This is a genomic window from Methylobacterium planeticum, assembly GCF_008806345.1.
In the GTDB taxonomy this organism is placed as follows: Bacteria; Pseudomonadota; Alphaproteobacteria; order Rhizobiales; family Beijerinckiaceae; genus Methylobacterium; species Methylobacterium planeticum.
On record NZ_VZZJ01000015.1, the window covers coordinates 67,875 to 83,969 of the forward strand.

General features: G+C 72.7%; 11 protein-coding genes. 2 read left to right on the forward strand and 9 right to left on the reverse strand.

Translation table 11 applies throughout. The features are described from left to right. Positions 1 to 11 precede the first annotated feature (11 nt). The 4 genes from F6X51_RS17130 to F6X51_RS17145 form a co-directional block, all read right to left on the reverse strand. A complete protein-coding gene (locus tag F6X51_RS17130) occupies positions 12 to 275 on the reverse strand; it encodes a SlyX family protein (RefSeq protein ID WP_150964894.1) in 264 nt (87 codons plus the stop codon). After that, complete coding sequence (gene trhO, locus F6X51_RS17135) at positions 272 to 1,024, reverse strand: oxygen-dependent tRNA uridine(34) hydroxylase TrhO (RefSeq protein WP_150964895.1); 753 nt, start codon at positions 1,022 to 1,024, stop codon at positions 272 to 274. Before trhO ends, F6X51_RS17130 begins: the two co-directional genes overlap by 4 nt. A 158-nt stretch (positions 1,025 to 1,182) precedes the next feature. After that, a complete protein-coding gene (gene polA, locus F6X51_RS17140; protein ID WP_150964896.1) occupies positions 1,183 to 4,296 on the reverse strand; it encodes a DNA polymerase I in 3,114 nt (1,037 codons plus the stop codon). A gap of 114 nt (positions 4,297 to 4,410) precedes the next feature. After that, entirely contained in the window at positions 4,411 to 5,619 is a 1,209-nt protein-coding gene (locus F6X51_RS17145; protein WP_407658591.1) for a YihY/virulence factor BrkB family protein, read from the reverse strand. Positions 5,620 to 6,027: 408 nt separating this feature from the next. On the opposite strand from F6X51_RS17145, the gene ybaL reads away from it, so the two are divergent. Next, positions 6,028 to 7,857 (forward strand): YbaL family putative K(+) efflux transporter, encoded by a 1,830-nt coding sequence (gene ybaL, locus F6X51_RS17150; protein WP_150964897.1) that lies wholly within the window; start codon positions 6,028 to 6,030, stop codon positions 7,855 to 7,857. Between the two features lie 10 nt (positions 7,858 to 7,867). On the opposite strand, the gene F6X51_RS17155 is transcribed toward ybaL, so the two are convergent. From F6X51_RS17155 to F6X51_RS17175, 5 genes are all read right to left on the reverse strand, one after another. Continuing rightward, positions 7,868 to 9,346, reverse strand: a complete 1,479-nt coding sequence (locus tag F6X51_RS17155) for a methyl-accepting chemotaxis protein (RefSeq protein ID WP_150964898.1) — start codon at positions 9,344 to 9,346, stop codon at positions 7,868 to 7,870. A 338-nt stretch (positions 9,347 to 9,684) separates the two neighbouring features. Continuing rightward, positions 9,685 to 11,241 (reverse strand): UdgX family uracil-DNA binding protein, encoded by a 1,557-nt coding sequence (locus F6X51_RS17160; RefSeq protein WP_150964899.1) that lies wholly within the window; start codon positions 11,239 to 11,241, stop codon positions 9,685 to 9,687. Position 11,242: 1 nt separating this feature from the next. Continuing rightward, the gene (locus F6X51_RS17165) at positions 11,243 to 12,454 is read right to left on the reverse strand and encodes a putative DNA modification/repair radical SAM protein (RefSeq protein WP_150964900.1); all 1,212 of its coding nucleotides are present in this window, start codon (positions 12,452 to 12,454) and stop codon (positions 11,243 to 11,245) included. A 428-nt stretch (positions 12,455 to 12,882) separates the two neighbouring features. Then, complete coding sequence (locus tag F6X51_RS17170; protein WP_150964901.1) at positions 12,883 to 13,314, reverse strand: OsmC family protein; 432 nt, start codon at positions 13,312 to 13,314, stop codon at positions 12,883 to 12,885. Positions 13,315 to 13,449: 135 nt separating this feature from the next. Continuing rightward, entirely contained in the window at positions 13,450 to 14,109 is a 660-nt protein-coding gene (locus F6X51_RS17175) for a RecX family transcriptional regulator (RefSeq protein ID WP_150964902.1), read from the reverse strand. A gap of 167 nt (positions 14,110 to 14,276) precedes the next feature. On the opposite strand from F6X51_RS17175, the gene F6X51_RS17180 reads away from it, so the two are divergent. Further along, positions 14,277 to 15,683, forward strand: a complete 1,407-nt coding sequence (locus tag F6X51_RS17180; RefSeq protein WP_150964954.1) for a TAXI family TRAP transporter solute-binding subunit — start codon at positions 14,277 to 14,279, stop codon at positions 15,681 to 15,683. Positions 15,684 to 16,095: the final 412 nt, after the last annotated feature.

Consider the following 16,095-nt stretch of genomic DNA (forward strand, 5'->3'; position numbering starts at 1 on the left):
CGAGGGGCGCCTCAGTAATGCGGGGGCGGCGGCTCCGGGGCGCGCGGGTCGCCGCCCCGCTCCCCCGCCTCCTCGACGCGCTCCCGCAGCGCCGCGACCTGCCGGGTCAGCCGGTCGATCAGGCGCCATTGCTCGGTGATCGTCCGGTTCAGGTCCTCGATCGCGAGGTCCTGCTCGGTCAGGCGCATCTCCAGCCGGTCGATGCGGCCGGCGTCGCCCGCCTCGCCGGTCGTCCCAAAGCCTCCGGCGGTCGTCCCCGAGCCTCCGGCGCTCATCGCAGCGCCTCCGGCGGGTGATCCGGCCGCTCGTCGAGGCCGTGGCCGAGGGCGATGCGGCCGTCGAAGACGAAGCAATCGCCCCGCCAACGGCTCTCGGCCTCCGGCACCGTCTCGAGGTATTTCAGGATGCCGCCCCGCAGGAGGTGCACCTCGGGGAATCCCCTGGCCCTGAGATAGGCCCCGGCCTTCTCGCAGCGGATGCCGCCGGTGCAGAACAGGGCGACCGCCGGCCGCGCCACCGGATCGAGCCCGTCCGCGTAATCGCGAAAATCGCTGAAGCGGCGCAGGCGCGGATCCACCGCCCCCGCGAAGGTGCCGAGCCCGACCTCGAAGGCGTTGCGGGTGTCGATCACCAGGACGTCCGGCCGCCCAAGCAGCGCGTTCCAATCCTCCGGCGCGACCCGGGTCCCGACATCGCCGGTCGGGTCGGTGGCGCCCGCGTCGAAGGTGACGATCTCGGGCTTGAGCTTCACCTTCATGCGCCGGAAGGGCGGGGCTTGCGCCCACGACAGCTTGCATTCGAGCCCCTCGAGCCGGCCGCCGAGGAGCGGACCCTCGCGGAGTTCGGCGAGGAACGCCGCGATGCCTTCCTGCGAGCCCGCCACCGTGCCGTTGATCCCCTCGCGGGCGATCAGCAGCGTGCCGGTGAGGCCCTGCGCCTCGCACAGGCCCTGCAGCGGCGCCCGGAGGGCGTCGGCGTCGGGCAGCGGCGTGAACCGGTAGAGGGCGGCGACGAGATGGGGCATCGGACGGGGGTTTTAGCAGGCGAATGCCGGGCGCGCGACACCGGTCCGGGGGCTCCGTTGGCCCGGAGGGCGGGCCTGGCGTCCCGGTCCCGAAGAATGGGCGCGATCGCCTGGTCGGATCCGGCCGGCGTTCGAGGGCCGACGGGGCGGGGCAGGCCTCAATGCGCCTCCTCCCAGTTCCCCGCCGCCCGCGCCTCGACGGCGAGGGGCACGCGCAGCGTGATGCCCGGGTGGGGGGCCTCCTCCATCACCCGCGAGATCACCGGGAGCGCCCGCGCGACCTCCTCCTCGGGGGCCTCGAAGACGAGCTCGTCGTGCACCTGCAGGAGCATGCGCACGGTGAGTCGTTCCGCCGCGAGCGCGCCCTCCATCCGGGTCATGGCCCGGCGGATGATGTCGGCGGCGGTGCCCTGGATCGGGGCGTTGATGGCCTGGCGCTCGACGCTCGCGCGCTCCTGCGGGTTGTTCGAGCGGATCTGCGGGTAATGGCAGACGCGGCCGAACAGGGTCGTGACGTAGCCCTTGTCGCGGCAGAACTTCTTGGTGTCGTCGATATAGGCGCGGATGCCGGGGAAGCGCTCGAAATACTGCTTGATGAAGGCCGAGGCCTCCCCTTGCGGGATGCCGAGGCGGTCGGCGAGGCCGAAGGCCGAGATGCCGTAGATGATGCCGAAATTGATGGTCTTGGCGCGCCGGCGCAGGTCCGGCGTCATCTCCTTCAGGGGCACCCCGAACATCGCCGAGGCGGTGGCGGCGTGGATGTCGATGCCGTCCGCGAAGGCCTGGCGCAGCTGCGGGATGTCGGCGATGTGGGCCAGCAGCCGCAGCTCGATCTGGCTGTAATCGGCCGAGATCAGCTTGTTGCCCTCCGCCGCCACGAAGGCGCGGCGGATGCGCCGGCCCTCCTCGGTGCGGATCGGGATGTTCTGCAGGTTCGGGTCGGAGGAGGAGAGCCGGCCCGTGGTGGTGGCGGCGAGGGAGAACGAGGTGTGGACCCGGTCGGTGTCGCGCTCGGCATGCTCCTGCAGCGAATCCGTGTAGGTGGATTTCAGCTTGGCGAGCTGGCGCCATTCGAGGATCTTCTTCGGCAGCGGGTGGCCGGCCTGGGCCAGCTCCTCCAGCAGCGTCGCGGGGGTCGCCCACTGGCCGGACGGCGTCTTCTTGGCGCCGGGCAGGCCCATCTTGCCGAACAGGATGTCGCCGATCTGCTTCGGCGAGGAGACCGAGAACGTCTCCTGCGCGTCCTCCTGGATCTCCTCCTCCAGCCGCGCCAGGGTCTGGGCGAAGTCGCCCGAGAGCCGGCTCAGCATGTTGCGGTCGACGCGGATGCCGCGGCCCTCCATCCGGGCGACGACGGGCACGAGGGGGCGCTCCAGGGTCTCGTAGACGGCCACGCGCCGCTCGGCCACGAGGCGGGGCTTCATCATCCGCCACAGGCGCAGCGTCACGTCCGCGTCCTCGGCCGCGTAGGCGGTGGCCTTGTCGAGGGGCACCTTGTCGAAGCTCACCTTGGCCCGGCCCGTCCCCGCCACCTCCGCGAAGGTGATGGGCTGGTGCCCGAGATGGCGGCGCGCCAGCTCGTCCATGCCGTGCCCGCCCTTGCCGGCATCGAGCACGTAGGAGATCAGCATGGTGTCGTCGAAGGGCGCCACCGTGATCCCGTAGCGCGAGAGCACGAGCCAGTCGTATTTCAGGTTCTGGCCGACCTTGAGCACCCCCGGGTTCTCGAGGAGCGGCTTCAGGAGCGCCAGGGCGTCGTCGCGGGGGATCTGCCCGGGCAGTAGGCCCTCGCCGAACAGGTCCTCGCCGCCCCGGTGGGTCAGCGGGATGTAGGCGGCGCGCCCGGGGCCGGTGGCGAGGGAGACGCCGACGAGGCCGGCCCGGTTGGCGTCGAGGGCGTCGGTCTCGGTATCGACCGCGATCACCCCCGCCTCCTCGGCCTCGGCGATCCAGGCCTGGAGCTGCTCGGCGGACTGGATGGTCTCGTAGGCCGCCGTGTCGAAGGGCTTGACCGATTCAGCCGCGCGCGCCGCCACCACGCCCGAGGGCGTCGGCTCGGCGGGGCCCCGGGGCCGGGCGGGGGCGTCCGGCAGGTCGAGGTCGGCGAAGGGGTCGATCTCGGGCGGGGCGTCGCCGTCCGGCCGCTCGGCCCCGGCCGCCTCGGTCTCGGGATCGGGGGGCACGCCGTCGCCGAAGAACGGCACCGCGTCGCTGCCGCCCTCCGGGTTGGCGTAGCCGTGCGGCGTGCCGCCGGGCAGGAGGCTCGGGTCGGGGCGCACCGCCTCGGGGTCGACGTGCAGCATCTGGGCGATGCGGCGCGTCAGGGTGTTGAACTCCATCGCCTTGAGGAAGCCGACGAGCCTCTCCGGGTCGGGCTTGGGCAGGCGCAGGGCGTCGAGGGGCACGGGCACCGGCACGCTCTCCTCGAGCGCCACGAGCTTCCGGGAGAGCCTGGCCTGATCGACATTGGCGAGCAGCGTCTCGCGGCGCTTGGGCTGCTTGATCTCGCCCGCGCGCTCGAGCAGCGCCTCGAGGCTGCCGAACTCCTTGATCAGGGCGGCGGCGGTCTTGAGGCCGATGCCGGGCACCCCGGGCACGTTGTCGGAGGTGTCGCCGATCAGCGCCAGCGCGTCGCCGATCTGGCTCGGCTGCAGCCCCTCCCACTTCGCCACGATGGCGTCCACGTCGAGGTTGCGCTCGGGCCGGTAGCCGGGCTTGCCCTTGGCGCCGGACTCGAAATCGTAGAACCGCACCAGCGGCCCGACGAGCTGCATCAGGTCCTTGTCGGAGGACACGATGATGACGCCGGCCCCCCGCGCCTCGGCCTGGCGCGCGTAGGTGGCGATCAGGTCGTCCGCCTCGTAGCGCTCGAGCTCGACCGCGTGCAGCCCGAAGGCCCGCACCGCCTCGCGCATGAGCGGCATCTGGCGCTTGAGGTCGTCCGGCGCGTCGGGGCGGTGGCCCTTGTAGTCGGGGAACATCTCCTTGCGGAACGAGCCCTCCGACTTGTCGAAGACGATGCCCAGATGGGTCGGGCAGATTCCCGCCGCGCCCTCCTGCACGAATTGCGCGATCTTGGCGCAGAACAGCCGCACCGCGCCGGTGGGCAGCCCGTCCGAGGGCCGGAAATTGTAGCGCTCCGGCTGGTTGATCGACTGGAAATAGGCCCGGAAGATGAACGAGGAGCCGTCGACGAGGATGATCTGGTCGCCGGGGCCGACGGGCTTGTCGTCGGGGGCGGGCGCGGCGGATGCGGGGGCGGTGCTGGTCATCGCCGGAAGGTCTGCGAGAAAAATTGCGCTTCGTCGAGGGCGTTCGTTCCACCCTCAACGTCATCCTGATGTGGCAGCGTGCCCCCAATGGCCCCCTGCTGCCTCTGGGCCCCCTCAGGTCGCCGCCCCCACCGTGTCGGCCATCCGGGCCTGGCGGGTGCCGAGGGGCTGGGGACGGCCGACCGTGGTGTCCTGCGCGGTCTGGTGCTCCATCTCGGCGTTGATCTCGGCGCCCGCCAGCACGATGATGGTCGAGATCCAGATCCAGGTCATGAAGCCGATCACGGCGCCGAGGGAGCCGTAGGTCTCGTTGTACTTGCCGAAATTCGAGACGTACCAGGAGAAGCCCAGGGAGGTGCCGAGCCACAGGGCCGCCGCGATGGCGCTGCCCCAGGTCACCCAGCGCCAGCGCGGCGCGTCCCGGCTCGGGCCGTAGCGGTAGATCAGCGCGAGGCCGAGCAGCACGACGAGGTAGAGGACCGGCCAGCGCAGGAGCGAGATGTACCAGGCGCCGGCGCTCAGGCCGATGGTGTTGAACACGACCGGCACCACCACGATGCCCGCGAGGGCGAGGACGATGAACAGCAGCGCGCCGGCCGTGAAGGTGAGGGAGCGCAGGTTGAGCCAGAGGAAGTTTCGCTTCTCGCGCTCCTCGTAGACGATGTTGAGGGCGTCGAAGACCGCCTTCATGCCGCCGTTGGCGCTCCAGATCGAGAGCGCGAGGCCGGTGAAGAAGGTGATCCCCAGGGTGGTGTCGCCCTTGGCGGCGATGCGCTTCACCTGCTCGCCGACGATGTCGATGGCGCCCGAGGGCAGCACCCCCTGCAGGCTCGCCAGGTGCTCGTTGATGGTGCCGACATCGGCGACGAGCCCGTAGCAGGAGACGAGGGCCGCCACCGCCGGGAAGATCGCCAGCAGCACGTAGAAGGTCACGCCGGCCGCCACCGAGACGAGGCGGTTCTCGCTGACGTCGTGGAAGACCCGCAGGCCGATGTCCTTCCAGCCGCTCGCCGGGATCTCGGAGGGCGTCGAGGCCTGGCGCCCGCGCCCGCCCTCCGACGCCGCGACCCGGTGGGCATCCCGGCCCTCGTGGGAGGGCGAGGCCTCGTGCGAGGGGGAGGCCTCGTGCGAGGGGGAAGCCTCGCGCGGCGCATCCGCGGCGGAGCCGCCCGAGGCGGAGCCGCCCGAGCGGCGGCGCGGCATCGCCACGAGGCCCAGCAGCGCGGTCGCCAGCGCCACGGTCCAGACGGTGGAATTGCGGCTCTCCCGACGATCGACCCGCGCGGTCGCCTCCCGCTTCAAGAATTCGTCCTGGGTTGCCATCGCCGCCTCGTCTGACGCCCCGCGCCGAGGGGCATGATCCACGGCGACAACCGAGCATCGCGGGCTGCGGTTTCACGCGATCGTGTCGGAACCGCTGCGGATGATCTTCCGATCGCGACGGTTCTGCTTCGGGCTCGCCACGCCCGCGTCCGCGAGACGGACGAGATCTTCGGTGAAACCGGGGGCGCCGGGCGCGTTGTCGTGGGGTGGCGCGAGGCTGCCGGATCCTGTCCGCCGGGCCCTTTTTCGCGAACCCGCTGTGCGCAGGGGCACCGCGGGTGTAGTCCGGCACGGATTTCGAGGCCGGTCTCGGTTAGGAACGGGACCGGTGCTCCGAGACCCGCCCGAGGACCCGCTCGAGACCGGCCGCGCCGCCGTCGCATGGCCCGCCCAGGAGACGTTAGACCCGTGCCGCACGCGACCGAGCTGATCGCCATCATCGCCCTCGGGCTCGTGCTCGCCTTCGTGTGCGGAATGGCCGCGCAGCGCCTGCGGCTGCCGCCCCTCGTCGGCTACCTGCTCGCGGGGGTCCTGGTCGGCCCCTACACGCCGGGCTTCGTCGGCAATAGCGGGCTCGCCGGGCAGCTCGCCGAGATCGGCGTGATCCTGCTGATGTTCGGGGTCGGCCTGCACTTCTCGATCAAGGACCTGATGACGGTGCGCAGCATCGCGCTGCCCGGCGCCGTGGTGCAGATCGCGGTGGCGACCGCCATGGGCGGCGGCCTCGCCCTGGCCTGGGGCTGGAGCCTCGGGGCCGGCCTCGTCTTCGGGCTGGCGCTGTCGGTGGCCAGCACCGTGGTGCTGCTGCGGGCGCTCGAGGAGCGCAACCTCCTCGACACAGACAAGGGCCGGATCGCGGTGGGCTGGCTCATCGTCGAGGACCTCGCCATGGTGCTGGCCCTGGTGCTGCTGCCGGCGCTGGCGCCCTCCCTCGGGGGCGGCGGGGGGGAGGCCGCCGGCCACCACCCGGGCGGCGGCAGCCTCTGGATCACCCTCGGGCTGACCCTCGCCAAGGTCACGGTGTTCACCGCCCTGATGCTCGTCGGCGGGCGCCGGATCGTGCCCTGGCTCCTCGATCAGGCGGCCCGCACGGGCTCGCGCGAGCTGTTCACCCTGGCGGTGCTGGCGCTGGCGCTCGGCATCGCCTTCGGCTCGGCGGAGCTGTTCGGGGTCTCCTTCGCGCTCGGCGCCTTCTTCGCCGGCATGGTGCTCGCCGAATCGGACCTCAGCCATCAGGCGGCGGCCGATTCGCTGCCCCTGCAGGACGCCTTCGCGGTCCTGTTCTTCGTCTCGGTCGGCATGCTGTTCGACCCCGGCATCCTGATCCGCGAGCCCCTCTCGGTCCTGGCCGTCCTCGGCGTGATCATGCTCGGCAAGTCGCTCGCGGCGGTGGCGATCGTGCTGGCCTTCCGGCACCCGGTCGGCACCGCCCTGACCATCGCGGCGAGCCTCGCGCAGATCGGCGAGTTCTCCTTCATCCTGGTCGGCCTCGGCCTGTCGCTGAAGCTCCTGCCCGAGGAGGGCCGCGACCTCATCCTCGGGGGCGCCCTCCTGTCGATCACCCTCAACCCGCTGTTCTTCGCCCTGGCGGCGCGGGTCGAGCGCCACCTGGCGGATCGCCCGGACCTCGCCGCCCGCTTCGAGCGGCAGGGGGCCGGCCAGGTCGCGATGGCGCTGGAATCCGCGCCGCGCCGCAACCACGCGGTGGTGATCGGCTACGGCCGGGTCGGGAGCAGCATCGGCAAGGCGCTGCAGGCCTGGGACCTGCCCTACGTGGTGGTCGACCGCGACCGCCGCCGGGTGCTGGAGCTGCGCCAGAACGGCACCGACGCGGTCTTCGGCGACGCCGCCGCCCCGGGCATCCTCGAGGCGGCCGATATCGGCAGCGCCCGCCTCCTCGTGCTGGCGACCCCGGATTCGCACCAGACCCGCCGCCTCATCGAGATCGCGCGGGGCGCCAACCCCCAGATCGACACCGTGATCCGCACCCACAGCGACAGCGAGCGGCGGCGCCTCGAGGAGGAGCGCGTCGGCCTCGTCCTGATGGGCGAGCGCGAGCTCGCCCTCGGCATGACCCTCTACGCCCTGCGCAGCCTCGGGGTGAAGGAGGGCGAGGCGCGCCTCTTCGTCGATTCGAGCCGCCAGGAGAGCCGCGCCGCCCCGGAGGCCGCGGTCGAGGCCGGCCCGGTCGCGCCGGAGCTGCGCCCGCACAAGGAGGCGGACGCCGCCGAGGTCTGAGGGCGGCCCGTCAGGCCGCGTCGCGCGAGGAGGCCCGGACCTTCTGGGTCGCCGCGTCCACCGTCTCCGTCGAGAGGGCGATCCCGCCGAGGCTGCCGGTGATCTCGGACACGCCCTGCGAGGCCGCCTGCATGCGCGCCGACATCTCGCGGGTCACGGCGGATTGCTCCTCGACCGCGGCCGAGATGGTGCTGGCGACCTCGTTCAGCGCCAGGATCGTGGCCTGGATCGAGTCGATCGCCCCGACCGCCTCCCGGGTGACGTCCTGCGTCGCCGCGATCTGCGCGCCGATCTGCTCGGTCGCCTTCGAGGTCTGGGCCGCGAGCGCCTTCACCTCCGTCGCCACCACGGCGAAGCCCCGCCCCGCCTCGCCGGCGCGGGCCGCCTCGATGGTGGCGTTGAGCGCGAGCAGGTTCGTCTGCGCCGCGATCCCCTGGATCAGGGCCACCACCTCGCCGATCCGGGAGGCGGCGTCGGTCAGCCCCGCGATGATGGTGCCGGTCTGGCGCGTCTGCGTCACGGCCTTGCCGGAGATCTCGGAGGCGTGCGTCACCTGCTGGCTGATCTCGGAGACCGAGGCGGCCAGCTCCTCCGCCCCCGCGGCGACGGTCTGGATGTCGGAGGAGACCTGCGTCGAGGCCTGAGCCGCCTGCGCGGCCTGGCGCGAGGCGCCGGAGGCCGCGTCCGCGATGGCGTTCAGGTCGAGGGCGATGGCCTGCTGCAGGGCGGCGCGGCGGCGGCGCTCCTCGACGCCGGCGCTCACGTCGGTGGCGAACTTGACGACCTTCAGGAGCCGGCCGTCGCGGTCGAAGACCGGGTTGTAGGAGCCGTGGATGAAGACCTCGCGGCCGCCCTGGGCGAGGCGCCGGTACTCGCCCGCCTGGTACTCCCCGCGGCCGAGCCTGTCCCAGAAGCTCCGGTAGGCGGGGCCGGCCTTGTCGTCGGGGGCGACGAACAGGCTGTGGTGGCGCCCCTGGATCTCGTCGAGGCGGTAGCCCATCACGGCGAGGAAGTTCGGGTTGGCGGTCAGGATGGTGCCGTCGACCGCGAACTCGATCACCGCCTGCGAGCGCTGGAGCGCCCGGATCTGCCCCTCGCAATCGGCCGTGCGCGCCACCTGCGCGGTGATGTCGTGGGCGAACGTCACCACCTTCGCGGGCTTGCCGCCCCGCCCCAGGACGGGGTTGTAGCTCGCCTGCAACCAGACCGTGCGGCCGCCCTTGCCGAGGCGCTTGAACGCGCCCGCCTGGAACGTGCCCTGCCGGAGCGCCGACCAGAAGGCGCCGTATTCCGGGCTGTCCCGGTGGGCCGCCTCCACGAGCAGGCCGTGATGCTGGCCCCGGATCTCCTCCAGGCGGTAGCCGACCGCGTCGAGGAAGCGCTGGTTGGCGCTCAGGATGGTGCCGTCGGGGGCGAACTCGATCACCGCCTGCGAGCGGTTCAGGGCCTCGATCTTGGAGCGGGTCTCGCCGTCGCGGAAGACGTTCATGGGGGCTTCTGGCGCCTGAAGCTGGATCCGGCCCGCTGCGCTCGGTGCCGGACATCGACTCGTGCGGTCGGAGATTCCGGCAAATCCGGTTAATGCCCGGTTTCGTGTGCAATCTTTCGGATCAGAAACTCAGGTTCAGGAGGGCAAAATCGGTTCAATACCGCGTGAGGCCGCAATGCCCCGGCGATCCTCAAGTATTCCCGCAAAGGTTGTATTTTCGCGACGATCCGGGCCGCCTCCGGCCGGGCTCGGCGGATCAGGCGGGGCCCGGCGGCGCTCGGCCGCCGGCCCGGCCCGGCCGTGACAATTCTGAGTTGTATGCGAGGCTCGACCACCGCCTAGGACGCGAGATCCTGCGCCAGCGCCTCGACCCGGCGCAGGTCGTCGACGAATGCCGCGTAGGCCTCCGCCTTGGCCTCGTCGGGCAGGCGCAGCAGGTAGGAGGGGTGGACCGTGATGAAGCCCTGGAAGCGGTTGTCGAAGCGCTCGAACCGGAAGGGCCCGCGGGCCCGGGTGATCGGCACGGCCTTGCCGGTCAGCGCCAGCACCGCGGTGGCGCCGAGCGCCACCACGAGCTTCGGGCCCACGAAGTCGAGCTCCCGGTCGAGCCACCAGCGATAGTGGCTGACCTCGCCGGCGGTGGGCTTCTGGTGGATGCGGCGCTTGCCGCGCTCCTCGAACTTGAAGTGCTTGACCGCATTCGTCAGGTAGGCCCGGTCCCGGGCGAGGCCGGCCTCCGCCATGGCGCGGGACAGGAGCTGGCCCGCCGGGCCCACGAAGGGCCGGCCCTGCCGGTCCTCCTGGTCGCCCGGCTGCTCGCCCACGAACGCCACGGTCGCGCCGACCGGGCCCTCGCCGAGCACCGCCTGGGTGGCGCCGGGCACCAGCGGCTCGGAGCGGCGGATGAGGGCGTTGAGGGCGTCGAGCGAGGCGGGGTCCTGGTCGGCCATGGCGGCGACCGCGCGGACGGGCTGGCGCTTCGTCGGCATCTGCGGCTCCCTCTCGATCATCTGGGCGGTGCGCGTGCCCGCCGCCCGGATCAGGGCCGGGATGGCGGCGGTCTCGGGCATGTTGTGCCAGTACTTCTTCGGCATCTCGGCCCGCATCGCCCGCAGGTTGGTGCGGGCCGGGTTGAAGGTGCTCTCGTAATAGTCCCGCCAGCCCGCCTCGAACCCGTCGCCCGGCGGCACCGCCTCGCGCCGGCCGGGCGGGCCGAACCGCACCGCCTCGCCGTCCCAGATGGCCGAGCCCTCCGGCGTCAGGATGGTCCAGCGCAGCGCCCGGAAGCGCTCCACGAAGAACGGGGCGGCGGCCTCGAGGATGTGGTGCTCCGGCTCGAACCAGGCGACGAAGCGCTCGGTTCCGGCAGCCTCCGGCACGCGGCGGAAGCGCAGGAAGGCGTGCATCTTGTGCAGGTCGCGCTGGATCGCCCTGCGCATCAGCCCGAGGCGGTGGACCAGGGGGTCGCTGCCCACTTCGAGGAGCTGGCGCTCGCCCTTCAGGATCCGCCAGATCAGCCCGTACAGCAGGGCGTAGCGCTCGGGGTCGCGGTGGGGCACCACCATCGCGATCAGGTCCGCCACCGCCCGCGGCAGCGGCACCGCAGCGCCCTCCGCCGGCGCCGGCGCCGGCGCGAACAGGCCTGGCGCCGCGCCGCTCGCGAAGGCCACGCCCTCGGGCGCCACCCCGGCGGCCACGAGCCCGCGCACGGCGGCCCGGAACCCCGGGAGGTCGGCCCCGGGGCCGAGCAGGACCGTGCGCAGGGGGGGGCTCTCGGGGCCGGGCGCCGGGCTCTCGGGGCCGGACCCGGCGCGGTCCGCCTCTCCGGTCCGGGCGAGGGCCGGTCCGCGACGCGGAGCGGGGGAGGGGGCGTGCCGGGGCGCCTGCGCGGTCATCTCAGAACAGGCTCAGCTGCTGCGCCGGCTCGGCGAGGCGGGCGCGCAGGTCGAGGCGGTCGGTGAGCCCGGTCGGCCGGTGATCGGCGGCGATCAGGAAGGGCCGGGCGCGCTTCAGGCCCGAGGAGAGCCGCGCCACGTCGTCGAGGCGCAGGCTGGTGTGGCGGCGCGCCCTGACGATCTTGTCGACGGCGCGCGCGCCGAGCCCGGGCACCCGCAGCAGCATCTCCCGGTCGGCCCGGTTCACGTCGACGGGGAAGCGGTGCCGGTTCTTCAGGGCCCAGGCGAGCTTCGGGTCGACGTCGAGGGCGAACATGCCGTCCTCGGTCGCCTCCGCCACGTCGTCGGGGGTGAAGTCGTAGTAGCGCAGCAGCCAATCCGCCTGGTACAGCCGGTGCTCCCGCTGGAGCGGCGGGGCCTTCAGGGGCAGGATGGTCGAGCCGTCCGGGATCGGGCTGAAGGCCGAGTAATAGACCCGCTTGAGCCCGAAGCTGCCGTAGAGATGCGCGCTCTTGCGGATCAGGGCCTCGTCGGAGGTCGCGTCCGCCCCGACGATCACCTGCGTGGACTGCCCGGCCGGGGAGAAGCGGCGGTGCTCCGCCTTGGCCTCGGCGATGCGGCTGCCGATCTGCGCCATCGCCCCCTGGATCGAGGCGCCGTCCTTCTCGGGCGCGAGCCGCTCCAGGCTCGCCTCGGTGGGCAATTCGAGGTTGATCGAGAGACGGTCGGCGTAAAGCCCCGCCTCCTCGATCAGCCAGGGGCTCGCCTCGGGAATCGACTTCAGGTGGATGTAGCCGCGGAAGCCATGGTCGCGCCGCAGGGACTTCGCCACCCGGGTCAGCAGCTCCATGGTGTGGTCCGGCGACTTGATGATCCCCGAGGAGAGGAACAGCCCCTCGATGTAGTTGCGCTTGTAGAACTCGACCGTGAGGGTCACGACCTCCTCGACCGAGAACTTCGCCCGCCGCACGTTCGAGGAGCGGCGGTTGACGCAGTAGGCGCAGTCGAACAGGCAGTAATTCGTCAGCAGGATCTTCAGGAGCGAGATGCAGCGCCCGTCCGGCGTGTAGGCGTGGCAGATCCCGGCCCCCGTCGTCGAGCCGAGCCCATCCTTGCCGGCCGCGCGCTTCGGCGCCCCCGACGAGGAGCAGGATGCATCGTACTTGGCGGCATCCGCGAGGATGCGCAGCTTCCTGGCCAGAATCTCGTCCATCCGGGGAAGATGCCGTCCGTTCGCGGTTTGTTCAAGGTCGTCCCACGCGCCCTCCCGCGCCCTGGCGCCGCACCCGGCTCGGGGTGAAGCCGTGGTTGCCGGACCCGGCGCGGGAGGCGCGCCGCCGTCCGGAGTGAGTCGTGGTCCCGTGATGGCGCGGGTGTCGCGACGCGCCCCCTCTCCCGAGCAAGAGAGGGTTGGGGTGAGGGATGCGGGCTCTCCGGAGAGGCCACACCCCTCACCCGGTCGGCTGGCGCCGACTCGACCTCTCCCGGACGGGAGAGGTGGGGCGCACCGTCGTCCGCGCCACGCCACGCAGCTGGATCTGGCACGGTCACCGCGCCGGGCCCCCTCTCCCGAGCGGGAGAGGGGGAGCACTCGGCCGGCGGCGCGAACGAGACGCGCCGGTCGCGCCGCCGAGGGCCGCCTCAGCCCTGCTTCAGCGTGGCGTTGAGGGTGATCTCGGCGTTGAGGACCTTGGAGATCGGGCAGCCGGTCTCGGCGGCGTGGGCGAGTTCCTCGAACTTCGCCTGGTCGATGCCCGGGATCGTGGCCGTGAGGGTGAGGGCGGATTTCGTGACCTTGAAGCCGGCGCCGTCCTTCTCGAGGGTGACGACCGATTCCGTTGTCATCTCGGTGGCGGCGAGGCCCGCCTCCTGGAGCTGGAAGGCGAGCGCCATGGTGAAGCAGCCGGCATGGGCCGCCGCGATCAGCTCCTCGGGGTTGGTGCCGGGCTTGTCCTCGAAGCGGGTGTTGAAGCCGTAGGGCTGGTCCGAGAGCACGCCCGACTGCGTCGTGATCCGGCCCTTGCCCTCCTTGCCGTTGCCCTGCCAAACGGCGTGCGCCTTGCGGTTGATCATGATCGTGTCCTGCCTCGCGGGGCTGCGCCGACGCGGATCTGCGCGGCCTCAGGCTCCTCGTCCACCCGAGGTGGGGCGGGGGGCGGCGAAATCCAGCGCCGGCGCCATCAGGGTGCGGTGTGCGGGCGGCGGGACTCAGATCCCGCCCGTCCCCGCGCCGTCCTCGCCCCCGTCCCCTACTTCGTCCTCCGCTTCGGCCTCGGCCTCGATGGTGGCGCGGGCGAGGCCGTAGTGGAAGCCGGCCCGCGCCATGGCGGCGAGGTCCCGGTCGCGGTGCGCCGCGCGGGTGCCGGGCCGGCGGAAGGGTCCGAGGCGGCGGCGCCTGGCGTAGGCGCGGGCGGCCTGCGCCTCGACGGCCTCCGCCTCGCCCGCGGGGGCGGCCTCGCGCTCGGCCGCCTCGCGCTCGGCCTCCATGGCGGTGGCGATCGCCTCCCGGGAGACGCCCTTGGCGGCGAGCTTCGCCGCGGCGCCGCGGGCGGAGGCGCCGCGGCGGCGCAGGGTCGCGAGGCGGGCGGCGGTGAAGCGGGCGTCGTCCACGAGGCCGCCGCGCACCGCGCGCGCCACCACCGCCTCGATCATCGGTCCGAAGGCCTCGGCCGCCTCGCCCCGGGCGCGGGCGCGCTTCTCCACCCGCCGCCGCAGGGTCCGGCGCAGCATCTCGGTCGAGGCGCTGTAGCGCTCGAGATAATGCAGCGCGGCCCGTTCCAGCCAGGCGGCCGTGATCGGCGGTGTGGGTCTTGCCTCTGCGACATCGGGACCACGGCCCGGCCGCTCTGCAACATTTCGCACGGACATCGGTTCTTCACGATCTGGACAGGTTTACGCTCCATGAATCGCGGATGGAAAGCACGCAACGCCGCAGGGGCGTCCAGAGTGGCGTCCATGGTGGCGTCCAGATTGGCGTCCATGGGGCCGCCGACCTCGACCGGGCCCGGAGCGGCAGCCGCCTGCCGTCCCCCCTGTTGAGACGCGAGTGGCTCCTCGTCCTGCTCGCCCTCGGGCTCGCCGCCACCGCGGCGGCCGTGGTCTACCTGTCCCGGCCCACCACCCTGACGGTGGCGGTCGGCCCCCGCGACGGGGCCGAGGCCACCCTGATCGAGGCCTATTCCAACGCGCTCGCCCGCGGGCGCGAGGACGTCCGCCTCCGGATCCTGCCCTTCGACGACGTGCGCGACAGCGCCGCGGCGCTCCAGCGCAACAAGGCCGACCTCGCGATCGTGCGGCCCGACGTCTACCTGCCGGAGAACGGCCTGACCCTGGCGATCCTGCACGACGAGGCCCTGGTCATCGTCGCCCCAGGCGCCGCCGAGATCGAGAGCTTCCCCGACCTCGCCCGCAGGCGCCTCGGCCTCGTGGTGCGCCACAGCGCCGACACCCCCTTCCTCAACAACCTCCTGGCCTTCTACGACCTCGCGGCCGAGGAGAACCAGGAGGGGGCCGAGCCCGGGCCGGGCCGGGTCGCCCTGGTGCCCCTCAAGCCCGCCGAGGTGACGGCGGCGATCGCCGAGAAGCGGGTCGACGCGGTCGCGGTCATCGCCAACCCCGCCTCCAAGGCCGCGACCGCGACCGTCCGGGCGGTGGAGATGGGCGCCCCCGACAGGAAGATCGGCTTCGTGGCGATCGCGGACGGCGAGGCGATCCTGACGCGCTTCCCCGAATTGCAGGCGGTGACGATCCCGGCCGGCACCTTCGGGGGCCGGCCGAAGCGCCCGGACGAGGAGGTCAAGACCGTCGGCGCCTCCTACCGGCTGATGGCCCGGGGCTCGGTCAGCCGCGTCGCGGTGGCCTCCGCCACCCAGCACCTGTTCGAGTGGCGCTCGAAGCTCGCGGCGGCCGCGCCCATCGCCAAGCTGATGAAGGCGCCGGATTTCGACACCACCGTGGCGGCGACCTCGGCCCGGCTGCCGAACCACCCCGGCGCGGTCGATTATTTCGAGCGCGAGCAGCAGACCTTCCTCGACCGCTACGAGGACTACATCTACCTGTTCGCCTTCTTCGGCGGCACCATCGGCTCCGGCATCGCCTGGCTCGGCCAGCGCCTCGCGCGCAAGCGCCGCGAGCGCGTCGACGTCGTGCTCGACCGGCTCCTCGACATCCTGCGCGAGGTCCGGGCCGCCACCACCAAGCCCGAGCTCGACGCCATCGCGGTGGAGACGGACGAGCTCGTCACCGACGTGGTGCGCCACGCCCGCGAGCGCACCATCGACAACCGCACGGTCAGCGCCCTGATCCTGGCGGTGGACGCGGTCCACGCCGCGATCAGCGACGCCCGCCGCCAGATCGGCAACGCCGCCGAGCACGAGACCCGCGCCGGCGCCCGGGCCCGCACCGCGCGCCTCCTGGCGCTCAGCGTGCCGGCGGCGGAGTAGCGGGCCCGGGCGGCCGCGCCGCCGGGATCGCCGCAACCGTCCCAGGCCGCGAAGGACGCGCCTCAGAGCACCCTACTCTCGACCCCGGACGGGCACGTGACGACGACCTCGGCGTCGACCCCGCGGGATCCGGCGCCGAGCCGATGCTGTCCCTGTGCGTCCCGCAGACCGGCTTCGGCTGCCCCGCGAACAAGCGGGGCGCGAAAAGACTTGACAAAAATCCTATTCTGTGCTTCCTATCCGTCGCCTGCCGCCCGTCTCGACGGGGGGCCCGTCCGGTGACCGACCGGGCGGGCCGGGGCGGCGGGGCGGTGCCCGCGTCGGTGGCTTCGGTCGCCATCGCCCCGGGCGGCGGCTCGACGCGACGCCGGCTCGGAGGGCGGCGGGAGACCGGGGAGGAAATGCCCCGCGC

What these genes read in the sequence shown, in the direction of transcription:
- F6X51_RS17130 (WP_150964894.1), bottom strand. Translation starts at nt 275, where the DNA reads ATGAGCGCCGGAGGCTCGGGGACGACCGCCGGAGGCTTTGGGACGACC.
- trhO (WP_150964895.1), bottom strand. Translation starts at nt 1,024, where the DNA reads ATGCCCCATCTCGTCGCCGCCCTCTACCGGTTCACGCCGCTGCCCGAC.
- polA (WP_150964896.1), bottom strand. Translation starts at nt 4,296, where the DNA reads ATGACCAGCACCGCCCCCGCATCCGCCGCGCCCGCCCCCGACGACAAG.
- F6X51_RS17145 (WP_407658591.1), bottom strand. Translation starts at nt 5,619, where the DNA reads ATGGCAACCCAGGACGAATTCTTGAAGCGGGAGGCGACCGCGCGGGTC.
- F6X51_RS17155 (WP_150964898.1), bottom strand. Translation starts at nt 9,346, where the DNA reads ATGAACGTCTTCCGCGACGGCGAGACCCGCTCCAAGATCGAGGCCCTG.
- F6X51_RS17160 (WP_150964899.1), bottom strand. Translation starts at nt 11,241, where the DNA reads ATGACCGCGCAGGCGCCCCGGCACGCCCCCTCCCCCGCTCCGCGTCGC.
- F6X51_RS17165 (WP_150964900.1), bottom strand. Translation starts at nt 12,454, where the DNA reads ATGGACGAGATTCTGGCCAGGAAGCTGCGCATCCTCGCGGATGCCGCC.
- F6X51_RS17170 (WP_150964901.1), bottom strand. Translation starts at nt 13,314, where the DNA reads ATGATCAACCGCAAGGCGCACGCCGTTTGGCAGGGCAACGGCAAGGAG.
- F6X51_RS17175 (WP_150964902.1), bottom strand. Translation starts at nt 14,109, where the DNA reads ATGTCCGTGCGAAATGTTGCAGAGCGGCCGGGCCGTGGTCCCGATGTC.